This window comes from Klebsiella terrigena, assembly GCF_012029655.1.
GTDB classification, from domain to species: Bacteria; Pseudomonadota; Gammaproteobacteria; order Enterobacterales; family Enterobacteriaceae; genus Klebsiella; species Klebsiella terrigena.
The window spans coordinates 2,992,214-3,004,234 of the sequence record NZ_CP050508.1; the positions used below are offsets into that span (position 1 = coordinate 2,992,214).

Sequence of the window (12,021 nt, forward strand, 5' to 3'; positions counted from 1 at the left end):
GGATCAGGTCAGGTTGTAGTACCTGTCGGGCTGAACTTTTTCCGGCAGCGGATGCTGTCCGGTCATGTCCAGCAGATTGCGCTCGATGGTATTGCACATTGCGTTGAGCGGCAGATCGTTGGCGGCAATGCCGAACGGATCCTCCAGCTCTTCCGCCAGCGAATCCCATGACAAAAAGGCGTAGGAGATAAAGACCGAGACAAACGGCGTCATGTAGTGCAAATCGCCGACCAGCGCAAACGGCAGCAGCGTGCAGAACAGGTAGACGGTGCGTTGCAAAATCAGGGTGTAGGCAAAAGGCACCGGCGTCGTCGCTAAACGTTCGCAGCCGCCCAGCACGTGCGCCAGCTCGTCCAGCTTATTGTCCATCAGGCCGTAGGTGATATCGCTGACCTTCCCCGCTTCGCGCAGCTGGCCTAGCTCATGCCCCACCAGCAGCAGGATGCGGTTAGTCGGCATCGAGCTGGCGATAATTTCCGCCACCGCATCGCGCGGCAGCAGGCGGTAAAGGTCGGCGCTGGGATCGGTTTTTCGCAGCTGATGTTTCAGGCTCCAGCTAAAGGCAATCAGGTAGCTGGCTATTTTTTTATGCGTTTCTGCGGCGGCCGGCAGAATATTTTTCAGCTGGCGCATCAGCGTGCGCTCGGCAATTAATACCGTTCCCCACAGGTTGCGCGCCTCGACGAAGCGGTTATAGCTGGCGCTGTTGCGAAAGCCGAGAAATATCGCGATGGCGATACCCAGCAGGCTAAACGGCGCAACGGTTAAATGGATCCCCAGCTGTTCATACCACTGATAGCTAATAATCGCGATAATCGACATCAGCACGTTTAGCAGCAGGCGAAAGACGATTTTTGACAGCACCGAACCGTGCCAGTCAAACAGACGAAGGAACCAGTGTTGTTCTGGTCGGATAATCATTGTACTACTTCCTGATGAGCGCCATTGCGCATGGCTTAATATTATCTATTACGCCATTGGCTTATTTTATTGAGCACTAACACGACAATGCGTTAATTGCGTTAATTATTGACCACTAATAAGAGAGGGATTAATGGCCCGTTAATTATGGTCTCTTTTTATTTATCCGGCAATACGCGGATCCCGGCGGTAATAAAACGCCGGATCGGTTAACCCCTCTTTTATCAGGGCTAACCGGGCGGCAGGGTTACAGCACCCCGCCGTTCATCCGCCGCATCGCGCAGTGCCAGGCTCCGTTACGCACCGAGGCGCGCAGCACGCGGGCAATGCCGTGCACCGCCAGGCGGGTGGCCTGCCGCTGCAGGGGATTCATCCTGAGGGAGAGCATCTCCTGCGCCCAGGGCGGCAGCAGATCGACCCCCGCGCGCATCATCAGCTGGCCCACGGGCTGACTCAGCCGCCCGGGCAGGCGGGTAGCAAACAGCACCTGGGCGACCTCCAGCGTACGTTCGTCGCAGCGCAGGCGCGGGCGCATATCCTGCAAATACTCCGCCACCTGGCGCGGAGTGAGCGGAATATCCCGCGCGCCGAGGCGGCGGGCAATCTCTCCGGCCTCGGCAAAATACTGCGCCTGGCGCGCTTCGCTCACTACCGTTCGCCGGTAGCGCAAATGCGAAGCCATAAAGCTGCTGCACTCGGCCACGTGTACCCAGGTTAATAGCGCCGGATCGCTGGCTGCGTACGGCGTCCCGTCGCGGTCCTGCCCGCTGACCCGCAGATGAATCCCCCTGATCTTCGCGATCAGTCGCTCGGCGTCGTCGGTGGTACCAAAAGTAGTGGCAGAAATGAACTGGCTGGTGCGCCGCAGGCGGCCAAAGATGTCTTCGCGGAAGTTAGAGTGATCCCAGACGCCGGCCAGCGCCAGCGGGTGGAGCATCTGCAGAAGCAGCGCGCTGATGCCACCGCAGAGCATTGAGGTAAAGTCGCCGTGTACCGGCCAGATAGCCGAGCGTGGGCCAAACAGCCCCGGCTCGCCGAGCGGGCGTTCAAAATCAATCTCTTTCAGCGCCATGCCGGTTAAACCCAATACCTGCGCTTCAATCATACCGCGTATGCTGGTCATTACTGTGCCTGCTCCTTTTCATCACAGGCAAAACATACCATTAATTGACGGCGGACTCATTTGCCGGCAGCGGCTTTTAGGCACAATGCGCGGTGCCCGCAGGCTGCGGGCACGCGGTGGCGTCAAGCCGGGAATAGCACAGGAATGGGCGTTTACGGATTGAGCTTATATTCCAGGCTCACTTCGGCATTGAGCACCTGCGAAACCGGGCAGCCCGCTTTCGCTTTGTGAATGATGCTTTCAAACGCCGCATCGGCAATGCCCGGCAGCACGATCTGGCTCTGGAGCGCCACCTTAGTGATGGCGAAGCCGCTGGCGGATTTATCGAGGGTCACCACGGCGACCGTATCAATCGAGGTTGGCGTATACCCTTCTTCACCCAGCATCAGCGATAGCGCCATCGAGAAGCAGGCCGCATGGGCCGCACCGATGAGCTCTTCCGGGTTGGTACCCTTCACGCCTTCAAAGCGGGTATTGAAGCCATAAGGTTGCTGGTTCAGCGCCCCGCTCTCCGTTGAGACGGTTCCTTTACCGCTTTTCAGATCCCCTTCCCAGTGCGCTTGACCTTTCTTATGAATTGCCATGGATTCGCTCCTTTTTTGACGTTAAAGGAGTAAGTATAGGAGCGGATAGCGGATTCGGCCTGCACCATTTACCCCGGGAGGTGATTTTGCCCCGCTACCCGGCGTCGATATTTTTACTCATATTGATACCGGTGATCCCAAAGCCGCTGGCCTCGTACAGGCGGCGCGCGCGCGCGTTATCCCCGGCGACCCGCAGCTTTATCTGCGCAAAACCCTGCTGTCGGAGATCGTTTTCCAGCGCCGCCATTGCCTGTTTGCCCAGCCCCTTCCCCTGACTGTCGGGGTGAATATAGAAGTCGCAAATAAAGGCCGATCGCATTTTGGCGTCCGGCTTATACCACAGGTAGCCAACCTGCCGCTCCGCGTCGCCGACACGTTCAATCAGGCAGAGTAAAACCTGGCCCGGCGTGCCCGCGCCTTCAGGGAGGCTCTCGGCAATCTCCTGCTGCGCCTGGGCGCGGGCAGCCTGAGCGGAAAGGCCGTAGTTATCCGCAATTTCAACGGCGTAATCGGGGATAAAATAGGCGAGCCAGGCCGCATAGTCGGCCTCCTGCATCGGTCTGAATATCATCATTGTTCCATTCCTTTAGTGACGTGTTTAACGGCTGCTAGCCGTTCGCGGGCTGCGCCAGTCGCTGCTGTATATCGTCGAGAAACAGCTGCAGCGCGCTGGGCTGGTAGTCGCGCGAGAGGTAGAGGCCAAAAACGCTCAGCGGCTTCGGCGTCCAGCCCGGCAGTATCGCCTTCAGCGCTCCGCTGCTCAGCGCGCGCTGCGCCTCAAGCTCGGGGAGCATCGCGATACCGCAGCCGGCCACCGCGGCCTCCAGCAGCAGGGAGGAGATCCCGGCGCTTAAATTTCCCGATACCGCCACCGCCGCGCTCTCCCCCTCGGGGGAGATAAACTGCCAGGTCTGGGTGGCGAAGTGGCTGTAATGCAGGCAGTTGTGCTGGCTCAGGTCGTCGGGGGTCTGCGGCTGCCCGTTCAGCTGCAGCCAGCGCGGCGAGGCGCAGAGCACCGACCGGCAAACTCCCAGCCGGCGGGCGATGGCCCCCGGCTCCGGGTTATCGGTGATGCGGATTGCCACATCGATGCGTTCGCCTATCAGGCTGACCGGATGGTTGTTGATATCCAGCTCAAGACGCAGCTGCGGATAGCGGGCGAGAAAATCCGGCAGCAGCGGCGAAATAAGCTGCATCGCCGTAAAGTGGGCGCAGGCCACCCGCAGCGTACCGCTGGGCACCGCCCGCTCGGTTTGCCCGGCAATTTCGTCCGACAGCTGCGTCAGGCTGCGCGTTTTTTGCAGCACCTTCTCTCCGGCGGCGGTGAGCGTTAGCCGGCGCGTGGAGCGGTGGATCAGGCGGCTGCCGGCCCAGTGCTCCATCTGCTCAAGATAGCGGCTGACCATCGGCCGCGACATGCCCAGCGCCCGCGCGGCGGCGCTGAGGCTGCCCAGCTCGCAAATGCGGATATACACTCTGGCGGCGATAATTCTATCCATACGTCGTTTCCATCTGCACGTTTTATGAAACTCAGCATCTCTTTTTTCAGGAATTTTCGCAAATCAGGAAATACGTAAAATAGCGTTATTCACCCGACATTGAGAAAACAATCATGAAACTATCGACCCTTGCCATCGCCACCGCCCTGTTCAGCAGCGCCGCCTTCGCCGCACCGCTGCAGCTGCAAACCTATAACCCGCAGGATAAAGGGATTTTTGCCGTCAACTCAACGCTGGCCTCCGGCCCTCACGAAGCAGTGCTGTTTGACGCCCAGTTCAGCGTCAAGGACGGCGAGAAGCTGGTAGAGATGATCCGCAAAAACGGCAAGCCGCTGAGCCGGATTGTGATCACCTCCGGCGATCCGGATTTCTACTTCGGCCTTGAGCCGCTGGTTAAAGCCTTCCCGCAGGCCAAAATTGTCGCGACACAGGAAGTGGTTAATCACATTAACGCCACTAAAGCCGCGAAGCTGGCCTACTGGGGACCGCAGATGAAAGACGGCGCCCCGCAGCAGGTCTATGCTCCGCAGGTGATTGAAGCCCACACCTTTACCATCGACGGCGAGAAGGTCGAAATCCGCGAGCCGGATAGCTATGCCGCCTTTGTGTGGATCCCGGGTAACAAGGCCATTCTCGGCGGTACCGGTGTCGCATGGGACATGCACGTCTGGACCGCCGATACCCAGACCGCTGAAAGCCGCCTCCAGTGGCGTAAAACCCTCGACGATATGGCCGCGCTGCATCCGCAGCAGGTGATTCCGGGGCACTATCTCGGCACGCCGCCGGCAGGCGACCGCGCAATCGTCTTCACCCGCGACTACCTGCAGCAGTTTGAGCAGGCGCTGCAGAACCATAAGGATTCCGCCGGCGTGATCAAAGAGATGAAGCAGCGCTGGCCGAAGCTGGCGGAAGAGAGCTCGCTGGAGCTGAGCGCAAAGGTCAACACCGGCGAGATGAAGTGGTAGCCGCAGACTGTTCCTAATCCGCGCACATGAGGTTGCCATTGGTGAAAATATAGACCACCATAGAGTGCGCGGTTCGGTTAACGGGCCGCCGTTAGGGTTATATTTCGTCCGGTTTCGCCGGGCTTGTCCTTGAAACAGAAGTGGATTAAGGAGTAAGAATGAAATCGAACCATCAGGCACGTCATCTTCTCGGTCTGAACTATAAGCTGTCCCAGCAGAAAAAAGTGGTGCTGGACGGCGATGTGGAAACCACCATCAACCACGCTCATGCCACCGGCCGTAAACGCCGCGCGGGCTAATTTCTCGACTGAGTGATGATAAAAACACCGTCCTTTTGCCAGGATGGTGTTTTTTTAACGCTATCCCCCCTCTTTAACAGCAACTGCTCTATACTCTGCCCGCAGCATTCCCTGCCAGCCCGCTCGTCTATCGCCGCGCCGGGCCTGAAGCGAATATCAAGGAGTTAGTGCGATGCAATTCACCCATAAAAAAAACCGTTCCCTGTACATCCCCTACGCGGGCCCCGTCCTGCTCGAGTTCCCGCTTCTCAATAAAGGTAGTGCCTTCAGCATTGAAGAGCGCAGCAGCTTCAACCTGCTGGGCCTGCTGCCGGAAGTGGTTGAAACCATCGAAGAGCAGGCCGAGCGCGCGTGGATCCAGTATCAGGGGTTCAAAACCGAGATCGACAAGCACATTTACCTGCGCAATATCCAGGACACCAACGAAACCCTGTTTTATCGCCTGATTGGCAACCATCTTGAAGAGATGATGCCGGTCATCTATACCCCGACGGTCGGCGCCGCCTGCGAACGCTTCTCCGAAATCTATCGCCGCGCCAGGGGCGTATTTATCTCCTACCAGAACCGACATAACCTCGACGATATCCTGCAAAACGTGCCTAATCACAACGTTAAGGTGATCGTGGTTACCGACGGTGAGCGAATCCTCGGTCTTGGCGATCAGGGCATCGGCGGAATGGGCATCCCTATCGGGAAGCTGTCGCTGTACACCACCTGCGGCGGGATCAGCCCGGCCTACACCCTGCCGGTCGTGCTGGACGTCGGAACCAACAATCAGCAGCTGCTCGACGATCCGCTGTATATGGGCTGGCGCCACCCGCGTATCACCGATGATGAGTACTATCAGTTCGTTGATGACGTTATCCAGGCCATTAAGCACCGCTGGCCGGACGTGCTGCTGCAGTTTGAAGACTTTGCGCAGAAGAACGCCATGCCGCTGCTTAACCGCTACCGGAATGAAATCTGCTCGTTCAACGATGATATCCAGGGCACCGCTTCGGTCACCGTGGGTACGCTGATCGCCGCCAGCCGCGGCGCCGGCAGCCAGCTGAGCGAACAGAAAATTGTCTTCCTCGGCGCCGGTTCCGCCGGCTGCGGTATCGCCGAGCAGATCGTCGCCCAGATCCAGCGTGAGGGCCTGAGCGAGGAAGCCGCGCGCCAGCGCGTCTTTATGGTCGATCGCTTCGGCCTGCTCACCGACGCGATGCCGAACCTGCTGCCGTTCCAGAGCAAGCTGGTGCAGAAGCGGGACAATCTGCAGCAGTGGGATACCACCAGCGACGTCCTCTCTCTGCTCGACGTGGTGCGCAACGTCAAGCCCGATATTCTGATCGGCGTTTCCGGCCAGCCGGGACTGTTCACCGAAGAGATTATTCGCGAGATGCATAAGCACTGCCCGCGGCCGATCGTCATGCCGCTGTCGAACCCCACTTCCCGGGTAGAGGCGACGCCGCAGAACATTCTTAGCTGGACCGACGGTGAAGCGCTGGTTGCCACCGGCAGCCCGTTTGCGCCGGTGACGCTGAAAGGCAAGCAGTACGTGATTGCCCAGTGCAATAACTCCTACATCTTCCCGGGCATTGGTCTCGGGGTGATCGCCTCCGGCGCTTCGCGGGTCACCGAGGATATGCTGATGGCCGCCAGCGAAACCCTGGCGAAGCACTCGCCGCTGGTGAACAACGGCGAAGGCCCGGTGCTGCCGGAGCTGAAGGATATTCAGACCGTGTCGCGCGCCATCGCCTTTGCGGTAGGTAAAGTGGCTCAGGAACAAGGGGTGGCGGTGAAAACCTCCGCTGAGGCGCTGCTGCAGGCGATAAGCGATAACTTCTGGCAGCCGGAGTATCGCAACTACCGCCGGACGTCGATTTAATTGCTATTCACCTGAACAAGCTATTCGGATAAACATCTGGATAACGGCAAACGCGGCGGGCCTCAACGGGGCCCGCTTTTTTTGCTCACCGCTTTTGCCCTGCCTCCCTTTACCCGCCTCCCTGCCATTTTTAGCCGCTGGCAAAATCGACGATCTCCCTCTACACTGCCTGCACCCATCAACTAACTGAATAGAAAAGGAGGATCCCATGCCGTACTGTGAAATGTTTAATTTTTCACATACATTTGGCGATCGCACCCCCTCAAGCGTTATCGGTATCGTGCTGCGATAACTTTAGCTTGAGCGAAGAAACCAAACCTTAGTCCCCTTCCCTCGGGCTTACCGGGTTATCGTCAGCGATGTTTGACGAGGCATTTCCATGCCTGTAACTCTTGAGTAAGTTCACAATGAGCACATTCTTAACCGCACAATCTCTGTACGTTGAAACGGCATTTGGCCCCTTATTCAACGATCTCTCCTTTACCCTCAAAAAAGGCGACCGCGTTGGCCTGATTGGCTATAACGGCTGCGGAAAAAGTACCTTACTGCAGGTGCTCGACGGCACGCTTACGCCCAATTCCGGCCGCGTGGCGCTGGCTAACCACTGCCTGATGGCCCGCGTGGAGCAGCATCTGCCGCAGGCGGTATTAGCACAATCGCTGGTGCAGGCGGTACTCGCTCGCCTCCCCGCCGCGGGTCGGGAAAACCATCGCTGGCAGGCGGAGCGCCTGCTGGCTGAAATGGGTTTTGACGGCGACAGCTTCGAGCAGCAGGCGGCCACCCTGAGCGGCGGCCAGCATACCCGACTGCTGCTGGCGCGGGCCCTGATCCAGCAGCCTGATCTGCTGCTGCTTGATGAACCCGGCAACCATCTCGATCTGCCGACCCTGCTGTGGCTGGAAAGCTTCCTGCAAACCTGGCAGGGGAGCTTCGTCGTGGTGTCGCACGACAATCTCTTATTGGATGCTGTAACTAATAGTAGTTGGATCCTGCGCGACAGCAGCCTGCACGCCTTCTCTCTTCCCTGCAGCGCCGCTCGCCAGGCGCTGCAGGAGCAGGACGAAAGCGACGCCCTGCGCCATAGGGCCGAGCAAAAGGAGATCGACCGCGTCACCGCCAGCGCCAGGCGGTTAGCCACCTGGGGCCAGGTCTATGACAACGAAGATCTCTCGCGCAAAGCCAAACAGATGGAAAAACAGGTACTGCGTCTGCAGGAGAACCAAACCAGCGTGACCGCCGGAACGCCGTGGCGGCTGGCGCTACACGGCGACGCGGTGCAGGCCGACCGGCTGCTGGAGATGGAAGGACTGCCGGTCCCGCCGGCGCCGGGCCTGCCCGCCCTCTTTACCACCGGGCTGGCGCGGCTGAAAAGCGGGGATCGGATCGCCATTATGGGGCGCAACGGCGGCGGAAAATCGTCGCTGCTGCGCCTGCTGTGGCGACAGCTGCAGCAGCCGACGCCGGACGCCGGGCTGCGCCTGCATCCCCGCCTCAGCCCGGGTTATTATGACCAGACGCTGCATCAGCTGGATGATAATCACAGCCTGCTGGAGGCGCTTGAGGCCTTCGCTCCGGCGCCGGAGGCGCGTAAACGCGCGCTGATCTCCGCCGGCTTCGGCTGGGCTCGTCACGGGCAGAAAGTCAGCACCCTCAGCGGAGGCGAGCGCTCCCGCCTGCTGTTTGTCGGGCTGTCGCTGGCGCGCTATAGCCTGCTGCTGTTAGATGAGCCCACCAACCATCTTGATATGGAAGGCAAAGAGGCGCTGGCGGATACGCTGCGGGACTACCCCGGCGGCCTGCTGCTGGTCAGCCATGACCGTCAGCTGATCGCTCGCAGCTGTAACCGCTTCTGGCTTATCGACGACCAGGGCCTTAGCGAATGGCACGACGTTGACGAGGTCTATGCCCGGCTGAGCAATGCGACCGGCCGCAGCGAACGGCCAGCGCAGGCACCAGCGGCGCTAACGCACGTGGAGGAGAGCGACGCGCTGCTGGAACGGTTGATTAGCCTGGAGCAGCGCCTGGCCGAGGATATGGCGCGCAAGCCTAAGCATCAGAAACCGCAGCAGCAGGCGCGGTGGCAAGAGGAGATCGCACAAATCAATGCCAGACTGAGTTAATACCCAACCCGCCCGGCCCACGGCGTCAAGCCTGGGCCGGGCTGCGTGTGGCAGATTACTGCGGCTGCTTCGCTTTCCAGGCATCCCATGCCTGTTTAATTTCCTGCTTCGCCGCCGCGGCATCGTTAAAGCCGTTCAGCTCGACCTTTTTGCGGCCCTCCGGCAGCTGCTTATAGACCCGGAAGAAGGCCTGCAGACGCTCCTGCTCCATTTTCGGCAGATCGCTGATGTTCTTAATATCATCATAGGTCGGGTCAATTTTGCTGGCCGGAACGGCGATGATTTTATCGTCCTTCTCACCGCCATCGATCATCTTCAGTACGCCAATCGCCCGCAGCTTAATCAAGGTGCCGGGTGCCATCGGCGCACGGGTGTAGAACACCACGTCAAGCGGATCGCCATCACCGGCCAGCGACTGGGTCAGCGAACCGTAGTTGGCCGGATAAGCCACCGGCATCGACTGGAAGCGATCGGCGATGATAAAGCCGGTTTTGGCGTCAGTTTCATATTTGATAATGCCACCGGTCGGAATTTCGGTAACCGCATAAAACTCCTCCGGATTATTTTCCGGCTGCGGGAAATCCAGCACGTTGTGGGCCTGAGCGGCGGCGGAGAAGAGCAGTGTTGCGGCGAGGATGTTTTTTACCAGATGCATTGGGTTATCACTCTGTTGTTATAAGAAATTGTCCGCTAACAGCCTGCCGGTCGGCGATGAAAGGAATATGACCAATTCATGACATAAATATTAACCGCCATAATATTGACCAACAAACGAACCTTTTGCTACGCACGACGATCATCGCCACATTTTTACCTATTCAACTTGCATTGCGCGGCATAAGCGTTAATCCTTAATGAGTATTATTCACAGAGAATGCGACGTAATTTGTCACTAATATCAAGGAGAAAATATGAAAGCTGCCGTTGTCACTCACGACCATCAGGTCAATGTAACGGAAAAAACGCTGCGTCCCCTGCAACATGGCGAAGCGCTGCTGAAAATGGACTGCTGTGGCGTCTGCCACACCGACCTGCACGTCAAAAACGGCGATTTTGGTGATAAAACCGGCGTCATCCTCGGACATGAGGGCGTCGGCGTGGTGCTGCAGGTCGGCCCCGGCGTCAATTCACTGAAACCCGGCGATCGCGCCAGCGTGGCATGGTTCTTTGAAGGCTGCGGCCACTGTGACTACTGTAATAGCGGCAACGAAACGCTCTGCCGCTCGGTAAAAAACGCCGGTTTTACCGTTGACGGCGGCATGGCTGAAGAGTGTATCGTTACCGCCAACTACGCGGTAAAAGTGCCGGATGGCCTCGACTCCGCGGCGGCCAGCAGCATCACCTGCGCCGGCGTCACAACCTACAAAGCGGTGAAGGTCTCCCACATCAAGCCGGGCCAGTGGATTGCGATCTACGGCCTCGGCGGCCTGGGTAATCTGGCGCTGCAGTATGCGAAAAACGTCTTCAATGCCAAAGTTATCGCCATCGACGTCAACGACGAGCAGCTGAAGCTGGCCGCAGAGATGGGCGCCGACCTGACCATCAACTCCCGCAACGAAGATGCGGCGAAGGTGATTCAGGAGAAGACCGGCGGCGCCCATGCCGCGGTGGTCACCGCCGTCGCGAAGGCCGCCTTCAACTCCGCCGTTGACGCGGTGCGCGCCGGCGGACGCGTGGTGGCCGTTGGCCTGCCGCCGGAAGCCATGAGCCTCGACATTCCGCGCCTGGTGCTGGACGGCATCGAAGTGGTGGGTTCGCTGGTCGGTACCCGTCAGGACCTGATTGAGGCCTTCCAGTTTGCCGCCGAAGGGAAAGTGGTGCCGAAAGTGACGCTGCGCCCGCTGGGCGATATCAACGCCATCTTTAAAGAGATGGAACAGGGGCAGATCCGCGGCCGGATGGTTATCGACTTCCGCCGCTAGCCAATGCGCCTCTCCCGGATCGGGGAGAGGCGTCTGCTCAGGTTATACGCACGGCCCCGTCGCGCACCCGTACATCATGACCAGCGGGAAGAGTGGTGCCAGCGGGATCAGCGCAATGGTTCCGAGGGTAGAAAGCGTTTGCGTCCGATCGTTGATCGAGACGACCACCGGGCTGGAGAGCCGCCACGACTCTTCAAGCTCGTTCGGGTCCCCTGCCGTCCAGTAGCCGCTCGCTTTAAACAGCACGCCGAGATGTTCACTATCCAGCGCCGTCGCTTTATATTCCCTGGTTAATATCGTCTGCTGCGCCGCGTCCAGTTTACGCTTATCAAGCACCACCAGATATTCCGCCACCACCTCATGCTGCTCAACCGCAAAGTTTACCCGCACGCCCGAGGCGACTTTATTAAAACGCTGGTAGAAGCTGCTGTAGCGCTGATACTCCTGCGGAGCGCCGTCGCGATAAAAGCGATAGGTGTATTTGTTGGACACTGCAATAACACCGGCCGAGATTGGCTTAACTTTCGTTATGGTATCGGTCGGCGGTAAATTCGGCGCCGCGGTGCAGCCGGTCAATACCGCCACCGCCAACGCCAGTAAATATTTCAGCATTACCCTTTTCCCGTTTAGCGACATTCATTTGTCAGCCATTAATCTATCAACCCTAAGTATCATCTCAATCTTTTTATTAAATTATGGGATGAGTGCCAGACGACAA

At 58.7% G+C, this 12,021-nt stretch carries 12 protein-coding genes; 5 read left to right on the plus strand and 7 right to left on the minus strand.

Translation table 11 applies throughout. The features are described from left to right. Positions 1–3: 3 nt before the first annotated feature. The 5 genes from HCK03_RS14105 to HCK03_RS14125 form a co-directional block, all read right to left on the minus strand. Positions 4–921, minus strand: coding sequence for a bestrophin family protein (locus HCK03_RS14105; RefSeq protein ID WP_115192819.1), 918 nt, complete (start codon positions 919–921; stop codon positions 4–6). Positions 922–1,168: 247 nt separating this feature from the next. Further along, positions 1,169–2,044: an oxygenase MpaB family protein gene (locus HCK03_RS14110; protein ID WP_041145445.1), complete on the minus strand. Its 876-nt coding sequence runs from the start codon at positions 2,042–2,044 to the stop codon at positions 1,169–1,171. Positions 2,045–2,196: 152 nt separating this feature from the next. Next, positions 2,197–2,628 carry an OsmC family protein gene (locus tag HCK03_RS14115; RefSeq protein ID WP_041145444.1) on the minus strand — a complete coding sequence of 144 codons (432 nt, stop codon included), beginning with the start codon at positions 2,626–2,628 and terminating at the stop codon, positions 2,197–2,199. A 94-nt stretch (positions 2,629–2,722) separates the two neighbouring features. Further along, positions 2,723–3,202, minus strand: coding sequence for a GNAT family N-acetyltransferase (locus tag HCK03_RS14120; protein WP_167691776.1), 480 nt, complete (start codon positions 3,200–3,202; stop codon positions 2,723–2,725). A gap of 34 nt (positions 3,203–3,236) precedes the next feature. Beyond that, a complete protein-coding gene (locus HCK03_RS14125) occupies positions 3,237–4,127 on the minus strand; it encodes a LysR family transcriptional regulator (protein ID WP_041145442.1) in 891 nt (296 codons plus the stop codon). Positions 4,128–4,240: 113 nt separating this feature from the next. Between HCK03_RS14125 and HCK03_RS14130 the strand changes: the two genes are divergently transcribed. From HCK03_RS14130 to HCK03_RS14145, 4 genes are all read left to right on the plus strand, one after another. Continuing rightward, the gene (locus tag HCK03_RS14130) at positions 4,241–5,092 is read left to right on the plus strand and encodes a Vmh family MBL fold metallo-hydrolase (RefSeq protein WP_041145441.1); all 852 of its coding nucleotides are present in this window, start codon (positions 4,241–4,243) and stop codon (positions 5,090–5,092) included. A 158-nt stretch (positions 5,093–5,250) separates the two neighbouring features. After that, positions 5,251–5,391: a stationary-phase-induced ribosome-associated protein gene (sra, locus tag HCK03_RS14135; RefSeq protein WP_004861775.1), complete on the plus strand. Its 141-nt coding sequence runs from the start codon at positions 5,251–5,253 to the stop codon at positions 5,389–5,391. A gap of 172 nt (positions 5,392–5,563) precedes the next feature. Continuing rightward, a complete protein-coding gene (locus HCK03_RS14140) occupies positions 5,564–7,261 on the plus strand; it encodes an NAD-dependent malic enzyme (protein WP_041145440.1) in 1,698 nt (565 codons plus the stop codon). 407 nt (positions 7,262–7,668) lie between these two features. Next, positions 7,669–9,381, plus strand: coding sequence for an ABC-F family ATP-binding cassette domain-containing protein (locus HCK03_RS14145; RefSeq protein ID WP_167691777.1), 1,713 nt, complete (start codon positions 7,669–7,671; stop codon positions 9,379–9,381). Positions 9,382–9,436: 55 nt separating this feature from the next. On the opposite strand, the gene HCK03_RS14150 is transcribed toward HCK03_RS14145, so the two are convergent. Continuing rightward, positions 9,437–10,036 carry an inorganic diphosphatase gene (locus HCK03_RS14150; protein WP_041145437.1) on the minus strand — a complete coding sequence of 200 codons (600 nt, stop codon included), beginning with the start codon at positions 10,034–10,036 and terminating at the stop codon, positions 9,437–9,439. A gap of 256 nt (positions 10,037–10,292) precedes the next feature. Here HCK03_RS14150 and adhP point away from each other — a divergent pair, with 256 nt between their 5' ends. After that, positions 10,293–11,303, plus strand: a complete 1,011-nt coding sequence (gene adhP, locus HCK03_RS14155) for an alcohol dehydrogenase AdhP (RefSeq protein WP_041145436.1) — start codon at positions 10,293–10,295, stop codon at positions 11,301–11,303. Between the two features lie 42 nt (positions 11,304–11,345). Here adhP and HCK03_RS14160 read toward each other — a convergent pair whose 3' ends face one another. Next, complete coding sequence (locus HCK03_RS14160) at positions 11,346–11,915, minus strand: hypothetical protein (protein ID WP_167691778.1); 570 nt, start codon at positions 11,913–11,915, stop codon at positions 11,346–11,348. Between the last annotated feature and the right edge of the window lie 106 nt (positions 11,916–12,021).

Coding starts and splice junctions, on each gene's coding strand:
- HCK03_RS14110 (WP_041145445.1), bottom strand. CDS start 2,044: ATGACCAGCATACGCGGTATGATTGAAGCGCAGGTATTGGGTTTAACC.
- HCK03_RS14120 (WP_167691776.1), bottom strand. CDS start 3,202: ATGATGATATTCAGACCGATGCAGGAGGCCGACTATGCGGCCTGGCTC.
- HCK03_RS14160 (WP_167691778.1), bottom strand. CDS start 11,915: ATGCTGAAATATTTACTGGCGTTGGCGGTGGCGGTATTGACCGGCTGC.
- HCK03_RS14125 (WP_041145442.1), bottom strand. CDS start 4,127: ATGGATAGAATTATCGCCGCCAGAGTGTATATCCGCATTTGCGAGCTG.
- HCK03_RS14140 (WP_041145440.1), top strand. CDS start 5,564: ATGCAATTCACCCATAAAAAAAACCGTTCCCTGTACATCCCCTACGCG.
- HCK03_RS14150 (WP_041145437.1), bottom strand. CDS start 10,036: ATGCATCTGGTAAAAAACATCCTCGCCGCAACACTGCTCTTCTCCGCC.
- HCK03_RS14115 (WP_041145444.1), bottom strand. CDS start 2,628: ATGGCAATTCATAAGAAAGGTCAAGCGCACTGGGAAGGGGATCTGAAA.
- HCK03_RS14145 (WP_167691777.1), top strand. CDS start 7,669: ATGAGCACATTCTTAACCGCACAATCTCTGTACGTTGAAACGGCATTT.
- sra (WP_004861775.1), top strand. CDS start 5,251: ATGAAATCGAACCATCAGGCACGTCATCTTCTCGGTCTGAACTATAAG.
- adhP (WP_041145436.1), top strand. CDS start 10,293: ATGAAAGCTGCCGTTGTCACTCACGACCATCAGGTCAATGTAACGGAA.
- HCK03_RS14130 (WP_041145441.1), top strand. CDS start 4,241: ATGAAACTATCGACCCTTGCCATCGCCACCGCCCTGTTCAGCAGCGCC.
- HCK03_RS14105 (WP_115192819.1), bottom strand. CDS start 921: ATGATTATCCGACCAGAACAACACTGGTTCCTTCGTCTGTTTGACTGG.